The sequence below is a fragment of the Pseudomonas sp. MTM4 genome, from assembly GCF_019355055.1.
Taxonomy (GTDB): Bacteria; Pseudomonadota; Gammaproteobacteria; order Pseudomonadales; family Pseudomonadaceae; genus Stutzerimonas.
Genome location: NZ_CP048411.1, coordinates 75,919 through 92,690 on the forward strand (window position 1 = coordinate 75,919; position 16,772 = coordinate 92,690).

The window sequence follows — 16,772 nt, forward strand, 5'->3', positions numbered from 1 at the left end:
GAGATGGTGGCTTATTGCCGTTCTAGTCCCGGTCTGACAACCAAACAGCACTCGCTGTTCCGCGACCTGAAAAAAAGATGCTAGGCGGCTTTATGGCGCCAATTATACGACGACAAATATCAGAGTAAAGACATGATGATGGCGAAACGCCGTTACTGTGATCAGCTACTGATCTTTGTCTGTTAATCGCGTCCTAGCGTAGTACTGGATCGAATTTAATCCGCCGACCGATCAGAAGTGAGATCACGAAGAGAACGCAAAAAAATACCGTGCCTCCTTCTACGACCGGCTCCCACATGTCGGGAAGGGCAGTACCAATGCTCAGTGCGCCACAGATGATGCTGAGCAGAAGGAAAATGCAGCCATAAATAGACATCCGTTATCTCCTTGATGAAACAAAACGCAGGGGTCTTAGAAGACCCACCGTTGCGGTTGCGTGGGCGTGCTCATTGCTTGGCTGCTAATGGTTTGCGCTGGCATTGTCAGCCTATGAACCGACGGGGTAGCGGGTTGCTCCAATGTGCCAGTTGGAGCGTGTTCTGGTTCCTGCGCTGTTGCCTGCAATTGCATCACAGCGACCACGGCCAGGATGGCTGAACTGAATAAATAAGCTGGGCGTAGCATTGGCGGCTCCTTCGCAAATGGTTCGCATGGCTTAAGCATTCGGTGTGCCATCTTTTTAAGGAAAAAATTCCTTATTTTTCATATACTTACGACAGATTATTTTATGTCCATGATGCGTTTTGCATGATGCACATAAAAAGCGCAATGCAAAATGCAATATAAGGTTGGGTCATGATTCCGTCGCCTTGATATACGGCTGACTGACGGTCTGGCTCTGTTGCCAAGCGCATGACAAACGAGCCGAGGCCCGCTAACATGCTGCGCCTAACGCGTCCCAGTAGCTCAATTGGATAGAGCATCCCCCTCCTAAGGGGAAGGTTGTGAGTTCGAACCTCGCCTGGGACGCCAGCTTTTGCCTCCATTAGGTCACGGCATCCCGCCGCCGTCTGGCCTATCGATAGCCGCGGCGGGATAATTCATGACCAATCAAAGTGACGTGGGTTGAACGGCTTGTCGGGAGCCGCTCTAACCATTTGCTCGTCTTTTCGTAACGGAGCATTTATCTCAGCTGAAGCGGCCGCTCGGCTGGTCGCGTCGTGCTTCGCGTTGTAGCTGGTAGACGAATCGTTCGATCTGGCGTTGCGTCAGGCCACTGATGCGATAGAAGCGCATTCCGCAAAAAGTGACATCGAGCTTTTCATCGAAAACGACATGCCGTAGTTCGGCCGCCGTTGTGATGGTGCCAAAGGGAAGCCTTGCGGAGAGGTGTTCGTACACTCGTCCCGTCTGTAGGCCACTCTGAAGGTTGCCTTGGAAGCTCAGCTTGCAGCCAGTCGCCGACATGTCCAGCACTTTACCTTCAACAGGCTTGATAGTTTTGTCGCTGAGTTCGGCAACGATAGGTTGGCCAGCCAACGAGGCACGGTACGCGTTGCGTCGTTGATGGTAGAGGACTTGATCGGGTAGGGGTGCCCAGTAGCAGCGGGCATCTTCCAGTTCGCCTGGATGCACCGGGTGATCATTGCTCCAGGCAATGCGCACGCCTTCGTAATAGCCTTCAACCTGAAAGGCTTCGCCGGACGCCATCAAGCGTTCGCCGTCGTTAGGTATCAACTCGTCGAGCGCAATCCAGCCCTTCTCACGGTTCATTTCGACCATATAAGTCTGATAGCGCTGGTTACGGTCAACGAATCGGACCAGTAGCGGGATGTGGTTATCCAGCAGTTGCTTCAGAGTCGCGTGGATCTCGGTTGTTGTCTTGAGAATCTGAGGAGGCTGCGGGCCTCCGTCCTCTGCAAACGGATTGGACACTTAACATTGCTCTCCGGCATGTAACGACGTCCGCCGCATAATAGCATTTTGCCTTTATTTGGCGGCGGTCAGGCCTGGCTAAGCGGGCGATGATTTGCCGTTCTGGCGGTGGCACCTCGGCGGTCGTAGAGATCGGGCGTCTGGTTGCTACCCTGCAGCACATGCAGCATGGCGCCTACTGCGCTCTTATTGGCGCGAATAAGCTTGCCGTTGCGGTCGTTGGAATTTCTGCAGGTTTCTAAAACGCTCTCGAGCTGCTCCGCATGGGCAAGAATGTCGTCGCCTATCGCAGAGTTCGCGACAAAGGTCGCCAAGCCTTTTTTATCGGCGCTAAGCTGCGCCTTAGCAAGGGTTTGGCTGCGGAAGGCGCCATGCTGACCCAGCAGCGCCAGGAGTGTCTGCTTTTGTGTGAGCAGCTGCTCCAGGCCTGCGAGGTTGCGCTCGGCAAGTGCCTGGTACTCGGCATCGATGAGCTCAAGAAGCTTTCGGGCGGTGCCGATATCGTCAACCAGCTGTTGAAGCAATTCGGTATCTTGCATAGTGGTCTCTAATGCGCTGACGCCTGGCTACCTTTTACTGGGTTCAACGCTGGCTTTCGAACGCTAGCAGTTTCGATGCCACTCGCTGAGGATCTACCTGATAGCTGCCATCGGCTATCGCCTGCTTGATCTGAGCGACACGCTCCTGATCGACAGAGGGTTGCTGGCTCAACTTCTCAGCGGTCTGCTGCAGACGTTGTGCTTCCGGGCTCAACTGAACGCTCTCGCCGGATACAGCCGTACTACTGGTGTTCTTCACTGCGTCGGCAGCAGGCTGCGGAACCGTTGGCCGCTCAGTGTTCTGCACATTGCTGCTTCGCCCACTGCTCGGTGGGCTGACGGCACCGTTGGGCCGGTTGAAATCGATAGCCATGATCGAAACCTCGAATAAGTCAGGACGCTTGCCTGCTTTTCGGCAAAGCCATGGGAAACTTTAGCTTTATTTTCCCGGAGTGGCTGCGGCAGCGTCAGTCCTTCTCACATCGCGACTTCCACCTGACCGGGACCAACGACGCGGGCCTTGATAACGCGGCCAGATCGCTGATTTTTGACCCTGATCTGACTGCCAAGTGCGCCATCGGATAAAGCTTCGCCTGGCATTCTCACATTTATTGACGAATTTTTCGCGCTGATTACGACCTGATCGCCTTTGCGCACGATTTCCGCTAGCGAAACAGCGTTAGGGGTAAGCACCTGATCGGGAAGGGCGCTGCGGGTGAGTTTGTTACCTAGAACCTGATCGTAGGCCGTCAGGTAACCCTGGGTCAGCAGGCTGACGTCCCGTTCGGCTAGAGTCACGTCAGCTTGCTCCAGGATGCTTTCGCGCGCCAGCGGTCGCCGGGCGACTATTACTTCGCGGAACAAATGGACCTGCGCGGGGACGAAAACGGACCAGGGCGCCGAGCCTTCGCAGCTGACCCGTACGGTTGTGCGGCCAACCGGTTGCGCAGGGCTTTCCAGTTTCGTAGTCAACGGGCGATCGCAATGCGCCAGGCGCAGACGAGGATCGAGTCTGTTGACCTCGACCTGATGGCGGGCCTGGATTTGGCTACGCTGCAAATAGTCGGTCACCTCACGCTCAAGAAATCCGCGTGCTGCGTCGATAAGCTGTTCAGGCCTTGTTGCCGAGTCAGCAAACTGGCTCAGCCCGCATAACGCCGAAAACAGGATCGCGCGACAAAGCGCAATGCAAGGACGCCGGAAAAAAGTCATCTGTTCGTTCATGTCATGGCAGAAGCAAAGGGCGTGCCGGTAAGTCTGCCGGACATTCTGAACACCATTTCGCAAAGCAAGAGGAACTGGCATGGCCGGTGTATTGGATTCGGTTAACCAGCGTACCCAGCTGGTGGGGCAGAATCGTCTGGAGTTGCTGCTGTTCAGGCTGGATGACAAGCAGCTCTATGGCATTAACGTGTTCAAGGTTAAAGAGGTGCTGCAGTGTCCTCGGCTCACCATCATGCCTCGGTCCAGTCCGGTTGTGCGTGGCGTGGCGAACATACGTGGCAGCACGCTTTCGATTCTCGATCTTTCCTTGGCTACCGGAAAACCTGCATTGCAGGACCTCTCCAATAGCTTCGCCATCATCGTTGAATACAACAACAAGGTGCTCGGGTTTCTGGTGCGATCGGTGGAGCGGATCGTCAATATGAACTGGGAGGCCATCCTGCCGCCGCCCAAAGGCGTTGGGCCTGATCACTATCTGACAGCTGTCACCCATGTGGATGGCCAGATGGTCGAAATCATCGACGTGGAAAAAGTGCTGGCCGAGGTGGCTCCCGTTTCGGAAGTGCTATCGGTTGGTATCGCGGACGAGGAAACCACCAGCAAGGCGTCATCCAGCCGGGTTCTGATCGTCGATGATTCCTCGGTTGCGCGGAAACAGATAATTCGTTGTCTACAGAATCTGGGAATCGAGGTGGTTGCACACAACGATGGCCGCCAGGCGCTGACCTACCTGCGAAAGTTGGTAGCAGATGGCAAGAAGCCATCCGAGGAATTCGTCATGATGATTTCAGACATCGAAATGCCTGAGATGGACGGCTATACGTTGACCACCGAGGTTCGTCAGGATCCGGCCATGCGGGATTTGCATATTCTGCTGCATACTTCACTCTCCGGTGTGTTCAACCAGAGCATGGTCAAGCGAGTCGGTGCGGACGATTTTCTCGCCAAATTTCAGGCGGACGATCTGGCCAACCGGGTGATAGAGCGAATCCGAACTACGGATAAGAATTGAGGCATGTCCTCTTCAATACGACTGGTGGGCCTTATCAGTGTCAGGTGATCCGGATTTCGATCAGTTCCGAGTGTTCCTAGAGAAGACGTGCGGCATTCTGCTGGGCAGCAACAAGCAGTACCTCGTAACCAGCCGGCTGAACAAGCTGATGGAGCAGCAGGGGCTCAGGAGCCTTGGCGACCTGGTCAGGAAAATTCAGGCCCAGCCACGCAGCGGTCTGCGTGAGCAGGTCGTGGATGCGATGACGACCAACGAAACGCTCTGGTTTCGCGATACCTATCCATTCGAAGTGCTTAGGAGTCGGACCTTGCCGGAGCTCCTGAAAACCGCGCCGGGTCAACGCCTGCGTATATGGTCGGCTGCCTGTTCCTCGGGGCAGGAACCTTATTCGTTGTCGATGACTGTCGACGAATATGAGCGCAGCAACCCCAGCCAACTTAAGTTGGCAGTTCAGATCGTCGCTACCGAGCTGTCTGGCACCATGCTTGCTGCAAGCAAGGCTGCGGAGTACGACAGTCTGGCTATCGCGCGGGGATTGTCGAGCGAGCGCTTACAGCGTTATTTCGACGTCAAGACACCAGGCCGTTGGGTTGTCAAACCAGCGATTCGAAACCGCGTCGAGTTCCGTGTTCAGAATCTGCTCGATAGCTATGCGGTGCTGGGGAAGTTCGACGTGGTGTTCTGCCGTAACGTGCTCATCTACTTTTCTGCGGATGTGAAGAAAGACATTCTTCGGCGTATTCACGCCACGCTGAAGCCGGGCGGATATTTGTTTCTCGGGGCATCCGAGGCGCTGAACGGGCTTCCTGAGTTGTACCAGATGATCCAATGCAGTCCAGGCATCATCTATAAGGCTAAGTAGGAACGGTCGATCCTGCAGCGTCGCAGCGAGGCGGCGGCAGAAATCTGTCGGTCATGAGTGAAGAGGCGGCAAAAACATGGAAAAGCTTTGCCGCTTTTGACGCATCGCTCCTGATGCGTTGCTATAAATCCCTTCTAAATCAGTTAATTATCGAAATGGCATGGCCTTTGCTGTTGGTTTGCTAAGCAGACTGTATCCGGCAGAGGGCCAGATCATGAGCATCAGTTTCGATAAAGCTCTGGGTATCCACGAAAAAGCACTTGGCTTTCGCGCTCAGCGTGCCGAGGTGCTTGCCAACAATATTGCCAACGCCGACACGCCTAATTATAAGGCCCGTGATCTGGAGTTCGGCAGCGTTCTGGCTGCCCAGCAGAGCAAAAACCAGGGCGAGTTCGGCGTCGCTGTCACCAGTAGCAAGCACATCGCGGCGCAAGGGTTTGAGATTGCCGATCCAGGCCTTCGATTTCGCACGCCGATGCATGCTTCGCTGGATCAGAACACTGTCGATGCACAGGTCGAGCAAGCCGCTTACGCCGAAAACGCCGTCGACTTCCAGGCAAGCTTCACCTTTCTCAACAGTAAATTCAGGGGGCTCATGAGCGCCCTGCGCGGCGAATAACAGGAGCGAAGCCCATGTCCCTTAGCAGCGTATTCAATATCGCCGGCAGCGGCATGAGTGCTCAAAGCACTCGCCTCAACACCATCTCCAGCAACATCGCCAACGCTGAGACCGTTTCGTCCAGCGTCGATCAAACTTACCGCGCCCGCCATCCGGTCTTCGCGACCATGTTGCAGCAGGCCAACGGTACGCCAAGCGGATCCTTGTTCGCCGAGCAGGATCAAGCTGGTGCCGGTGTTCAGGTGCTCGGCGTGGTGGAAGACCAGAGCGAGCTGCAAGCCCGTTACGAGCCCAACCATCCGGCTGCGAATGAAGAAGGCTACGTCTATTACCCGAACGTCAACGTCGTGGAGGAAATGGCGGACATGATTTCTGCCAGCCGGTCGTTCCAGACCAACGCCGAGTTGATGAATACGGCCAAGACCATGCTGCAGAAAGTTCTGACCCTAGGCCAGTAACCCTTACGAGAGATAGCCATGAGCACGACAGGCGGCGTCAGCGGTACCGGTTCGGTACTCGACCAATACCAGATCAAAGATCGCGAAGTAAAAAGCAACGATCTTGGCAAGAACGAGTTTCTTGAGCTGCTGGTAACTCAGCTGAACAACCAGAACCCTCTGGAACCTCAGGAAAACGGCGAGTTCATTGCACAGTTGGCCCAGTTCAGTACGGTCGAAGGTGTGGAGAAACTGAACTCAAGCATGGAAACCATGCTATCGGGCTATCAGTCATCCCAGGCGCTACAGGCGTCGTCGCTGGTTGGCCGCAAGGTGATCGTGCCCACCGACAAGGCCGTCGTCGATACCAGCGAAACCTTCAAGGCCAGCCTGGTATTGCCGACGACCAGCAGCAACGTGTCGGTCAACGTTTATGACAGTGCCGGCACGGTGGTCAACCGGATCAACATGGGCCAGCAGGAAGCCGGAAACGTTTCGTTCATGTGGGACGGCAAGGATTCGAGCGGCAATACCTTGCCGCCTGGAACCTACCGATTCGAAGCACAAGCCACCTATCAAGGCGAGACCAAGGGTTTGTACACCTTGCTCCCAGCCAACGTAGACAGCGTCACGCTCGGACAGAACGGCGGGGAGCTGATGCTCAACCTGGCCGGTGTTGGCAGCATTGGGCTGTCTCAAGTCCAGGTCATTGGTCAGTAACTGCCGGCACACCCGGTAACAGGAGCAATTCATGTCGTTCAATATCGGCCTTAGCGGCATGCGTGCCGCCAGCAAAGACCTCAACGTTACAGGTAACAACATCGCTAACGCCGGAACTGCTGGCTTCAAGCAGTCACGTGCAGAGTTTGCGGATGTGTATGCCTCGTCCGTACTCGGAACTGGTAAGAATCCCCAGGGCAGCGGCGTGTTGCTTGCGAACGTGTCGCAGCAATTCAACCAGGGCAACATCAACTACACGCAGAATGCGCTGGACCTGGCGATCAATGGCAACGGGTTCTTTCAGGTCAGCAATAACGGTGCGCTGAGCTATACCCGCGCCGGTTATTTCGGAACGGATAAAGAGGGCAATCTGGTCGATAACTTCGGCTACAACCTTCAGGGTTACTCGGTCGACGGTAATGGCAATATCCAGACAGGGCGTGTGAGCGACCTGAAGATCCAGACGGCCAGCCAGGAGCCTAAGGCGACGACGACAATCGCCCAAGGTTTCAACCTGAATTCGACCAATACCCAGCCGGTCAATACGCCATTCAATCCGGCAGATCCGCTGACCTATAACTCGTCGACCTCGACCAACATCTATGACGAGCAAGGCAATGCTCATGTCATGACGCAGTACTTCGTTAAATCGCCCACGTCTAACTCCTGGCAAATGAACGTACTGATTGATGGGCGTAACCCAGCAATGCCTATCGCCACACCGGGCGATCCGTCTGCCGTCCCGCCAGTAGCTGCTTGGAGCGGCACCGAGCCAGCTTCAGTAACGCTTGAGTTCAGCCCTTCTGGCAGTTTGATCACCCCGGCTGACGGCAGCATGGCGCTTAACGGCTGGCAGCCTGCCATCCAGAACAGTGACGGTACTTGGTCACTGAACAATGCGGCGCCTGCGGGCGGATTGAACATGACGTTGGATATGCGTGGCTCCACCCAGTACGCCAGCGCGTTTGCGGTTAATAGCGTAAGTCAGGACGGCTATACCACGGGCGAGCTTGCCGGCCTTGAGATTGGGGAAACAGGTGAGATCTTTGCTCGCTATACCAACGGCCAATCCAAAGTGCAGGGCCAGATCATCCTGGCCAACTTCGCCAACGTTCAGGGTTTGACCCCAGTAGGCAAAACCCAGTGGGTACAGTCGTTCGAATCCGGCGAACCAGTGCGCAACCCGCCAGGCAGCGGCACGTTGGGCTCGTTGCAGGCCGGCGCCTTGGAGGATTCCAACGTCGAGCTGTCGGACCAGTTGGTCAACCTGATCGTGGCGCAGCGCAACTACCAGGCGAACGCCAAGACAATCGAAACCGAAAGCGCGATCACCCAGACGATCATCAACTTGCGTTGACGAGTCGCAGCGGCAGTCGCTGCATGGCGGAATTCTGCCGCTCCGTCTAACAAAAGGCCCTTCGGGGCCTTTTCTTTTCTCTAAATCTCTGCAAATCAGTAGCTTAAGCGCCTTTTGGTGGTTGGCATGCGCATTGCTTCCGAGAAGGTATGGAACGGTCAAGCGTCAATTCACGCGTCTCGGAGGTTCGATGGACAAGATGCTCTATGTAGCCATGACGGGTGCGAGCCAAAACGCTCGTGCTCAGCAGGCTCATGCCAACAACCTGGCAAATATCTCGACTACCGGCTTCCGTCGTGACTTTGAGCAAGCGCGTTCAATGCAGGTGTTCGGCGACAGTTTTCCGGCACGCGTCTATGCCATGACCGAGCGTCCAGGCACGGATTTCAGTGCCGGCACGTTGCAGGAAACGGGTCGAGATCTGGACGTGGCGGTCGAGGGCGAGGGCTGGATCGCGGTGCAAGCGCCCGACGGCAGCGAGGCCTATGCCCGTACCGGCAGCCTGAATATCGACACGCTCGGCATGCTGCGCACCGGCGACGGTTTGCCGGTGCTCGGCAATGCCGGGCCGATTGCCGTGCCGCCGGAAGAGAAAGTGGAGATCGGCGCCGACGGGTCCATCAGCATTCGTGCGCTCGGAGAAGATCCGAATGTGGTGGTGACGGTCGACCGTCTCAAGCTCGTCAACCCCGATCCAAAGCAGTTGGAAAAGGGCACCGATGGTTTGATCCGGATGAAGGACGGCCAGCCCGTCGAGGCTGACGCCGCGGTTCGCGTGACGTCCGGTTTTCTCGAGGCGAGCAACGTCAACGCGGTGGCGGAGATGACATCGATGCTGGCGCTGTCCCGGCAGTTCGAGCTTCACGTGAAAATGATGCGTACCGCCGAAGAAGACAGTGCCGCTGCGGCCCGAGTCTTGCAACTCAGCTAGTAAACAACGCGCTGCGCCCGAATACCGGCGTACGAGGAGAAGAGCATGCTTCCAGCACTGTGGGTGAGTAAGACGGGTTTGTCCGCCCAGGACATGAACCTGACGACCATTTCCAACAACCTGGCCAACGTTTCCACCACGGGCTTCAAGAAAGACCGCGCCGAATTCCAGGATCTGCTGTATCAGATCCGGCGGCAGCCAGGTGGCCAGTCGACCCAGGACAGCGAGCTTCCGTCCGGCCTGCAGCTGGGTACCGGTGTTCGCATCGTCGGCACGCAGAAGCAGTTCACTGCCGGCAGCCTGCAGACTACCGAGCAGCCGCTCGACATGGCGATCAATGGCCGCGGCTTCTTCCAGGTGCTGCTGCCCGACGGCACCGTGTCCTACTCGCGTGACGGTAGCTTCCATCTGAACGCCGACGGCCAGATCGTGACCTCCAACGGCTATGCGCTGGAGCCGGCGATTGTCGTACCGCCGGAAACCCAGACCTTCACGGTCGGCGAGGACGGCACCGTCTCGGTTACCACACTCGGCAACCCGGCGCCGCAAATCATCGGCAACCTGCAGACCGCCGACTTCGTCAACCCGGCAGGCCTGCAGGCCATGGGTAGCAACCTGTTCCTGGAAACCGCCGCAAGCGGTGCGCCGCAGGTCAGCACGCCCGGCCTGAACGGACTGGGCACGGTGCTGCAGAACACTCTGGAAAACTCCAACGTCAGTGTCGTCGAGGAGCTGGTGAACATGATCACCACTCAGCGCGCCTACGAGATGAACTCGAAAGTCATCTCCACGGCCGATCAGATGCTGTCCTTCGTTACCCAGCAGCTGTAACAGCTGTCAGCCGCTGGATTGAGGTGAATATGCGCCGCTTGTTGATTGTTCTTCCGCTGATGTCCGCTGTGGTTCTGACCGGTTGCGTGGCGCCAGCCCCGAAGCCTAATGACCCGTACTACGCGCCGGTCCTGCCGCGTACGCCGCTGCCGGCTGCGCAAAACAACGGCGCCATCTATCAGGCGGGTTTCGAAACCAATCTGTACGACGATCGGAAGGCCCATCGGGTCGGTGACATCATCACTATCACGCTCAACGAGCGGACCCAGGCGAGCAAGAATGCCAATTCCCAGATATCCAAGGAGAGCAGCGCCAATATCGGGCTCGGCTCGTTGTTTGGCGGCGCCGTATCGATGGCCAACCCGTTGACCGGCAACGCCATGAACCTGGGCGCCGAGTACGACGCGGCGCGTGATACTTCCGGCTCCGGCCAGGCAGGGCAGAGCAACAGCCTGTCCGGCTCGATCACCGTCACGGTGTCCGACGTGCTGCCAAACGGCATCCTGGCGATTCGCGGTGAGAAGTGGATGACACTCAACACGGGCGATGAGCTGGTGCGCATTGCCGGCCTGGTGCGCGCGGACGACATCGCCACCGACAACACCGTGCCGTCGACCCGTATCGCCGATGCCCGCATCACCTATTCCGGCACCGGCGCCTTCGCCGATGCCAGTCAGCCCGGTTGGCTGGATCGTTTCTTCATCAACCCGTTGTGGCCGTTCTAAGCAGGTGCAGGCAATGAAACTGTTCAGCTCATTCGTAGTTGCCTTGCTGTGCCTGGTAGCCGTTCCGGCCCAAGCCGAGCGGCTCAAGGACATCGCCACCATTCAAGGTGTTCGTAGCAACCAGTTGATCGGATACGGCCTGGTGGTCGGCCTCAATGGCAGTGGCGACCAGACCACCCAGACGCCGTTCACGGTGCAGACGTTCAACAACATGATGGCGCAGTTCGGCATCAAGGTGCCGGCAGGTGGCAACGTTCAGCTGAAGAACGTCGCGGCCGTGTCCATTCATGCCGATCTGCCGCCCTTCGCCAAGCCGGGCCAGACCATCGATATCACCGTTTCGTCGATCGGTAACGCCAAGAGCCTGCGCGGCGGCAGCCTGTTGATGGCGCCACTCAAGGGTATCGACGGCAACGTCTACGCCATTGCCCAGGGCAACTTGGTGGTGGGTGGTTTTGATGCCGGCGGCGCGGACGGTTCGCGCATTACCGTGAACATTCCATCCGCAGGCCGCATTCCGAACGGCGCGACGGTCGAGCGGCCGGTGCCGAGCGCGTTCAATCAGGGCAACACCCTAACGATGAACCTCAATCGCCCAGATTTCACCACCGCCAAGAACATCGTCGATCACATCAACGAACTGCTCGGCCCGGGCGTGGCCCAGGCGCTCGATGGCGGCTCGATCAGCATCACCGCACCTCTGGACCCGAGCCAGCGCGTCGACTATCTATCGATCCTGGAAAACCTCGAAGTCGACGTTGGCCAGGCGGTGGCCAAGGTAATCATCAACTCGCGCACCGGCACCATCGTGATCGGCCAGAACGTTCGTGTGCAGCCGGCGGCAGTTACCCATGGCAGCCTGACCGTGACCATCTCCGAAGACCCGCAAGTCAGCCAGCCGAACCCGCTGTCGGACGGCCAGACGGTGGTGGTGCCCAACTCCAACGTCAAGGCGGAGCAGGAGGCCAAGCCGATGTTCAAGTTCGGTCCGGGGACCACGCTTGATGAGATCGTGCGAGCGGTGAATCAGGTGGGCGCCGCGCCCAGCGACCTGATGGCTATCCTCGAAGCGCTCAAGCAAGCAGGCGCTTTGCAAGCCGACCTGATCGTGATCTGAGGACCGGGACATGGAAAATCGACTGGGGCTTGGCCGGCGCACACCTGATAGCGGCAGCTATTCCGACCTGAATCGGCTGAATCAGCTCAAGGTTGGCAAGGACCGTGACGGCGCGGAGAACGTGCGCAAGGTTGCGCAGGAGTTCGAGTCCCTGTTCATGAACGAGATGCTCAAGTCGATGCGTTCGGCCACCGAGGTGATGTCCAAGGACAATCCATTCAACAGCCAGGCCAGCAAGCAGTATCAGGATATGCACGACCAGCAGCTGTCGGTCACGCTTTCCAAGGAAGGCGGCGGTATTGGCCTGGCTGACGTGCTGATCCGTCAGCTGAGCAAGCAGCAGGAGCCCAGCGAGAAGCCGAATCCTTTTGCGCAGGTTGCACAGACCGAAGGCGCGAAAGCGTCGAGCAGCCCCAGCGCCGCCGTTGCGCCGGCCAGAAATGACTCGCAGCTGCTGAATCAACGCCGCCTGGCGCTGCCGGGCAAGCTTGCCGAGCGCCCGTCGGCAGAGACCGCACCTGTCGAGGTTGCAAAGAACGGAGCCGACGCCCAACAGGCCGGCAAGCCGCAGCCGTTGGTGAATCTCGACTGGCAGCCCGCGACGGCGTTCGCCGCACCTCAAGACGCGCCGTTGATCGTCAATGGCGTCGAGGCGACGGCACCTAGCGCGCCGAGCAAGACGCGTTTCAACTCACCGGCCGAATTCATCGCGACCATGCTGCCCATGGCGGAGAAAGCCGCCAAGCGACTCGGCGTAGAGCCGCGCTTCCTGGTGGCGCAGGCCGCGCTGGAAACCGGCTGGGGCAAGTCGATGATTCGTCAGAAGGACGGCAGCAACAGCCACAACCTGTTCGGTATCAAATCCACGGGTTGGCAAGGTGAGTCGGCGAAGGTCACCACAACCGAGTACATCAATGGCAAGGCGACCAAGCAGGTCGCTGGGTTCCGGGCTTACGACTCGTTCGAACAGAGCTTCAACGATTACGTTCGGCTGCTCGAGAACAACGACCGCTACCAGCCGGCGATTCAGGTTGCGAGCACCACCGGTAACTCGGAGCGCTTCGTCAACGAATTACAGCGGGCCGGTTACGCGACCGACCCGCAATATGCGAACAAGATCAATCAGATCGCTCGCAAAGTGCAGACCTACCAGACGATCGCTGACGCGAGTTCAGCGCCCGCCGTGCGGACTAGAGGCTAATCATGGCTGACCTACTGAATATTGGCCTGTCGGGCTTGAGTGCGAGCAAGAGCCAGCTGTCGATCACAGGCCACAACATCAGCAACGTCAATACTCCCGGCTATAGCCGCCAGGATGCATCCCAGGCAACTCGGACCCCTCAATTCAGCGGGGCGGGTTATGTCGGCTCGGGCACTACGCTGGTGGAAATCCGCAGGACGTACAGCGAGTTCCTGACCAGTCAGTTGCGCAGCAGCACTTCGCTGAGCAGCGACGTGGAAGCCTACAAAAGCCAGATCGACCAGCTCGATTCTCTGCTGGCAGGCAGCACGACCGGCATCACGCCCTCGCTGCAGAAGTTTTTCTCGGCACTGCAAACGGCAGCGGAAGACCCCGCCAACATTCCGGCACGTCAGTTGGTACTGGCGGAGGCTGAGGGGCTGGCGCGCCGATTCAATACCGTTTCCGACCGGCTGACCGAACAGAACAACTTCACCAACAAGCAGATGGCTGCGGTCACCGATCAGATCAATCGTCTGGCCGGCAGCATCGGTAGCTTGAACCAAGCCATCGCGACAGCTTCGGCCAACGGCAAACAACCCAATGACCTTCTCGACGCACGCGACGAGGCGGTGCGTCAGTTATCGACCTACATCGGCGTCACCGTAACGCCGCAGGACGACAATAGCTTCAATATCTCGGTCGGTACTGGTCAGCCCCTAGTCGTCGGAAGCGCCGTCAGCCGGCTGGAAATCGTGCCAGGACAGCGCGATCCCAACCGTCACGAGATCCAGTTTGTCAGCGGCGGCTCGCGCCAGGGGATTACGTCGCAGATTACCGGCGGCGAGCTGGGTGGGCTGATTCGCTATCGCCAGGAAGTGCTGGACCCGACGCTCAATTCGCTGGGGCAGCTGGCGTTGGCTGTGAGTGATCAGGTCAATACCCAGCTGGGACAGGGGCTGGATTTGAAGGGCAACGTTGGCGTCGGCCTGTTCAAAGATATCAATGCGGCCGATCTGGTCGATAAGCGCAGTTATCCGACGGGGATAAATGTCGAGATCACTAACACCTCGTCGCTTGCTGCTAGTGACTACGAGATAGAAATCGGCGCGGGCGACAGTTATCGAATTCGTCCGGTGGGTGGGCGCTGGATCGAGGGTCAAACGTTCGGTACCGAAGTGCCTGGATTGGGTTTTAACTTACATCGGATCGATTCGTCGCTCGGCGAGGGTGACAAGGTATTGATCATGCCGACTCGGCGCGGCGCCTCTGAAATCGGCGCAGTGCTCGATCAGGCTGATCAGCTCGCCTTCGCTGCGGCAGTGCGTGCGGAAAGCAGTTTGCAAAACGGCGGTACCGGAGCGATTGGCCAGCCGGACATGGTTTCCGCGCCTTCGCCGATCGACCCTGCCGAACTGAAAACAGCGTTCGGCAGTGGGTTGAATCTAGCTGCAACCGTCAACGCAGACGGCACCTTCACGTTGTCCGCCGCTACAGGCAACTGGTCATACGTGGATGAAAATGGCAATTCTCTTGTCGATGGCAGCGGCAATCCAGCGACTCCGACGCTTCAATCCGGTAATAGCAACACCGTTCGGCTGGCTTATACGGCAGCATCGGGAGAGGTTTATCAGTTTGATTTCACTATCAACGGACGACCACAGGCGAATGACAGTTTCTCGCTCAACTTCAACCAGAGCGGCGTATCGGACAACCGCAACGCATTAAAGCTGGTGGATCTGCAGACAAAGCAGACGATCGGGGTCGATGGCGCTGTTGTCGGGTCGGGCTCCAGCTTCACCGATGGCTACGGCGAGCTGGTAGAGCGGGTCGGCACGCTGACCGCTCAGGCTCGCATGGACAGCGAAGCGACGGGTGCGATCCTCAAGCAGGCGACCGACAACCGGGATTCGCTCTCGGCCGTGAACCTCGACGAGGAAGCCGCCAACCTGATCAAGTTCGAGCAGTACTACAACGCCTCGGCCCAGATCATTCAAGTTGCGCGCACCATGTTCGATACATTGATCAGCACCTTCAGGTAACAGGCCCGCCCATGCGCATCTCGACCTTGCAAGCATTCAATAACGGCGTGACCGGCATCCAGCGAAACTACGCCAACGCTACGCGCACCCAGGAGCAGATCAGCACCGGCAACCGCATCCTTACGCCTGCGGACGATCCGGTTGCCTCGGTACGCCTGCTGCAGCTGGAGCAACAGCAGAACGTGCTTGGCCAGTACAACTCCAATCTGACGGCTGCGAAGAACAGCCTGACTCAGGAAGAAGTGACGCTGAACTCGGTCAATACCGTGCTGCAGCGTGTCCGCGAGCTGGCGGTTCAGGCCGGTAACGGTGCGCTAGACCCGCAGGACCGCAAAGCCATCGCTGCCGAGCTGGGTGAGCGCGAGGATGAGCTGCTGTCGCTGATGAATACGCGCAATGCGCGCGGTGAGTATTTGTTCTCAGGATTTCAGGGCAAGACGCAGCCCTTTGTCAGGGGCACGGATGGTAGCTACAGCTATCAGGGTGACGAGGGGCAGCGGAAGTTGCAGATTGCCAGTTCGTTGAATGTTCCGATCAGCGATAACGGCAAGTCCATTTTCGAGAACGTAACCAACGCTGGACGTCTTGGCGCTGCGGTATCTGACCAGGCGGCTTCGACGTTGAATGTTTCAGACGCGCTGGTTAGTGATGAGGTCGCTTTTGCCGGCATTGGGGGGTTGGAAATCACGTTCAGCGCGAGTCCGAACGAGCGGAACTATAGCGTGGCCGACGCCAGCGGGAACGTCCTTAGCACTGGTAGTTTGGACAGTGACGGAGAAAAGGAAAACAAGCTGGTAGTTGGCGGAGTGACTCTTTATATCTCAGGCGAGCCGACTGCCGGCGAGGTAATTACGATTCCCGAAAGTGAGAGTCCTAAACAAGGAGTTCTCGATACGATTGCTAACCTCCGCAAGGCTCTGGAAGATCCAGCGACCGGCAACACCGGCGTCCGCGACGCGGTCGCAGTCGCCTTGACCAACCTCGACCACGGCATGGTCAGCGTCGACGCGGCGCGCGGCAATATTGGCGCACGGTTAAATACCATCGACACCACCCTGACCGACAACGAAGACGTCGCGCTGGTCAACAAAGGCGTCCAGGCGGAACTGCGCGAACTGGACTACGCCGAGGCGTTGTCGCGGCTGTCGATGCAAACGGTCATTCTAGAAGCGGCCCAGCAGAGCTACGTGAAAATTTCCGGGCTTAGCCTGTTCAATGTGATGCGTTAAGCGCGGCCTGGCGGGCGTGGTTCACAGAACCAGCGCGCCGATTTGACTTGGCATTGTTGCAGCATAAAGTGT

At 57.9% G+C, this 16,772-nt stretch carries 18 protein-coding genes and 1 tRNA gene; 14 read left to right on the top strand and 5 right to left on the bottom strand.

Annotated features, from left to right (window positions below):
• Positions 1-193: 193 nt before the first annotated feature.
• Entirely contained in the window at positions 194-376 is a 183-nt protein-coding gene (locus GYM54_RS21855; protein WP_131648410.1) for a PA3371 family protein, read from the bottom strand.
• 519 nt (positions 377-895) lie between these two features.
• Between GYM54_RS21855 and GYM54_RS00430 the strand changes: the two genes are divergently transcribed.
• Positions 896-972 (top strand) — tRNA-Arg (locus GYM54_RS00430).
• A gap of 156 nt (positions 973-1,128) precedes the next feature.
• On the opposite strand, the gene GYM54_RS00435 is transcribed toward GYM54_RS00430, so the two are convergent.
• From GYM54_RS00435 to flgA, 4 genes are all read right to left on the bottom strand, one after another.
• Positions 1,129-1,875, bottom strand: a complete 747-nt coding sequence (locus GYM54_RS00435) for a flagellar brake protein (RefSeq protein WP_181102347.1) — start codon at positions 1,873-1,875, stop codon at positions 1,129-1,131.
• 68 nt (positions 1,876-1,943) lie between these two features.
• Complete coding sequence (locus GYM54_RS00440; protein ID WP_181102344.1) at positions 1,944-2,414, bottom strand: flagella synthesis protein FlgN; 471 nt, start codon at positions 2,412-2,414, stop codon at positions 1,944-1,946.
• A gap of 43 nt (positions 2,415-2,457) precedes the next feature.
• Complete coding sequence (flgM, locus tag GYM54_RS00445; protein WP_181102342.1) at positions 2,458-2,787, bottom strand: flagellar biosynthesis anti-sigma factor FlgM; 330 nt, start codon at positions 2,785-2,787, stop codon at positions 2,458-2,460.
• Between the two features lie 104 nt (positions 2,788-2,891).
• Complete coding sequence (gene flgA / locus GYM54_RS00450) at positions 2,892-3,626, bottom strand: flagellar basal body P-ring formation chaperone FlgA (RefSeq protein ID WP_181102340.1); 735 nt, start codon at positions 3,624-3,626, stop codon at positions 2,892-2,894.
• A gap of 91 nt (positions 3,627-3,717) precedes the next feature.
• On the opposite strand from flgA, the gene GYM54_RS00455 reads away from it, so the two are divergent.
• From GYM54_RS00455 to flgL, 13 genes are all read left to right on the top strand, one after another.
• Complete coding sequence (locus GYM54_RS00455) at positions 3,718-4,650, top strand: chemotaxis protein CheV (protein WP_131648414.1); 933 nt, start codon at positions 3,718-3,720, stop codon at positions 4,648-4,650.
• A 37-nt stretch (positions 4,651-4,687) separates the two neighbouring features.
• Positions 4,688-5,512 (top strand): protein-glutamate O-methyltransferase CheR, encoded by an 825-nt coding sequence (locus tag GYM54_RS00460; protein WP_181102338.1) that lies wholly within the window; start codon positions 4,688-4,690, stop codon positions 5,510-5,512.
• A gap of 214 nt (positions 5,513-5,726) precedes the next feature.
• Positions 5,727-6,131: a flagellar basal body rod protein FlgB gene (gene flgB / locus GYM54_RS00465; protein WP_197444778.1), complete on the top strand. Its 405-nt coding sequence runs from the start codon at positions 5,727-5,729 to the stop codon at positions 6,129-6,131.
• A gap of 14 nt (positions 6,132-6,145) precedes the next feature.
• Entirely contained in the window at positions 6,146-6,589 is a 444-nt protein-coding gene (gene flgC / locus GYM54_RS00470; protein ID WP_131648417.1) for a flagellar basal body rod protein FlgC, read from the top strand.
• Between the two features lie 18 nt (positions 6,590-6,607).
• Positions 6,608-7,288, top strand: a complete 681-nt coding sequence (gene flgD / locus GYM54_RS00475) for a flagellar hook assembly protein FlgD (RefSeq protein ID WP_197444577.1) — start codon at positions 6,608-6,610, stop codon at positions 7,286-7,288.
• Between the two features lie 31 nt (positions 7,289-7,319).
• A complete protein-coding gene (flgE, locus tag GYM54_RS00480; RefSeq protein WP_197444578.1) occupies positions 7,320-8,645 on the top strand; it encodes a flagellar hook protein FlgE in 1,326 nt (441 codons plus the stop codon).
• Between the two features lie 190 nt (positions 8,646-8,835).
• Positions 8,836-9,576, top strand: coding sequence for a flagellar basal-body rod protein FlgF (flgF, locus tag GYM54_RS00485; RefSeq protein WP_131648420.1), 741 nt, complete (start codon positions 8,836-8,838; stop codon positions 9,574-9,576).
• Positions 9,577-9,621: 45 nt separating this feature from the next.
• The gene (gene flgG, locus GYM54_RS00490; protein WP_025241209.1) at positions 9,622-10,407 is read left to right on the top strand and encodes a flagellar basal-body rod protein FlgG; all 786 of its coding nucleotides are present in this window, start codon (positions 9,622-9,624) and stop codon (positions 10,405-10,407) included.
• Positions 10,408-10,436: 29 nt separating this feature from the next.
• A complete protein-coding gene (gene flgH / locus GYM54_RS00495) occupies positions 10,437-11,132 on the top strand; it encodes a flagellar basal body L-ring protein FlgH (protein ID WP_197444579.1) in 696 nt (231 codons plus the stop codon).
• A 13-nt stretch (positions 11,133-11,145) separates the two neighbouring features.
• Complete coding sequence (locus tag GYM54_RS00500; RefSeq protein ID WP_131648422.1) at positions 11,146-12,249, top strand: flagellar basal body P-ring protein FlgI; 1,104 nt, start codon at positions 11,146-11,148, stop codon at positions 12,247-12,249.
• Between the two features lie 10 nt (positions 12,250-12,259).
• Positions 12,260-13,450, top strand: a complete 1,191-nt coding sequence (gene flgJ / locus GYM54_RS00505) for a flagellar assembly peptidoglycan hydrolase FlgJ (RefSeq protein WP_197444580.1) — start codon at positions 12,260-12,262, stop codon at positions 13,448-13,450.
• A gap of 2 nt (positions 13,451-13,452) precedes the next feature.
• Positions 13,453-15,471: a flagellar hook-associated protein FlgK gene (flgK, locus tag GYM54_RS00510; protein WP_197444581.1), complete on the top strand. Its 2,019-nt coding sequence runs from the start codon at positions 13,453-13,455 to the stop codon at positions 15,469-15,471.
• An 11-nt stretch (positions 15,472-15,482) separates the two neighbouring features.
• Positions 15,483-16,700, top strand: a complete 1,218-nt coding sequence (gene flgL / locus GYM54_RS00515; RefSeq protein WP_181102325.1) for a flagellar hook-associated protein FlgL — start codon at positions 15,483-15,485, stop codon at positions 16,698-16,700.
• Positions 16,701-16,772 lie beyond the last annotated feature (72 nt).

What these genes read in the sequence shown, in the direction of transcription:
- GYM54_RS21855 (WP_131648410.1), bottom strand. Translation starts at nt 376, where the DNA reads ATGTCTATTTATGGCTGCATTTTCCTTCTGCTCAGCATCATCTGTGGC.
- GYM54_RS00440 (WP_181102344.1), bottom strand. Translation starts at nt 2,414, where the DNA reads ATGCAAGATACCGAATTGCTTCAACAGCTGGTTGACGATATCGGCACC.
- flgM (WP_181102342.1), bottom strand. Translation starts at nt 2,787, where the DNA reads ATGGCTATCGATTTCAACCGGCCCAACGGTGCCGTCAGCCCACCGAGC.
- flgA (WP_181102340.1), bottom strand. Translation starts at nt 3,626, where the DNA reads ATGACTTTTTTCCGGCGTCCTTGCATTGCGCTTTGTCGCGCGATCCTG.
- GYM54_RS00455 (WP_131648414.1), top strand. Translation starts at nt 3,718, where the DNA reads ATGGCCGGTGTATTGGATTCGGTTAACCAGCGTACCCAGCTGGTGGGG.
- flgB (WP_197444778.1), top strand. Translation starts at nt 5,727, where the DNA reads ATGAGCATCAGTTTCGATAAAGCTCTGGGTATCCACGAAAAAGCACTT.
- flgC (WP_131648417.1), top strand. Translation starts at nt 6,146, where the DNA reads ATGTCCCTTAGCAGCGTATTCAATATCGCCGGCAGCGGCATGAGTGCT.
- flgD (WP_197444577.1), top strand. Translation starts at nt 6,608, where the DNA reads ATGAGCACGACAGGCGGCGTCAGCGGTACCGGTTCGGTACTCGACCAA.
- flgE (WP_197444578.1), top strand. Translation starts at nt 7,320, where the DNA reads ATGTCGTTCAATATCGGCCTTAGCGGCATGCGTGCCGCCAGCAAAGAC.
- flgF (WP_131648420.1), top strand. Translation starts at nt 8,836, where the DNA reads ATGGACAAGATGCTCTATGTAGCCATGACGGGTGCGAGCCAAAACGCT.
- flgG (WP_025241209.1), top strand. Translation starts at nt 9,622, where the DNA reads ATGCTTCCAGCACTGTGGGTGAGTAAGACGGGTTTGTCCGCCCAGGAC.
- flgH (WP_197444579.1), top strand. Translation starts at nt 10,437, where the DNA reads ATGCGCCGCTTGTTGATTGTTCTTCCGCTGATGTCCGCTGTGGTTCTG.
- GYM54_RS00500 (WP_131648422.1), top strand. Translation starts at nt 11,146, where the DNA reads ATGAAACTGTTCAGCTCATTCGTAGTTGCCTTGCTGTGCCTGGTAGCC.
- flgJ (WP_197444580.1), top strand. Translation starts at nt 12,260, where the DNA reads ATGGAAAATCGACTGGGGCTTGGCCGGCGCACACCTGATAGCGGCAGC.
- flgK (WP_197444581.1), top strand. Translation starts at nt 13,453, where the DNA reads ATGGCTGACCTACTGAATATTGGCCTGTCGGGCTTGAGTGCGAGCAAG.
- flgL (WP_181102325.1), top strand. Translation starts at nt 15,483, where the DNA reads ATGCGCATCTCGACCTTGCAAGCATTCAATAACGGCGTGACCGGCATC.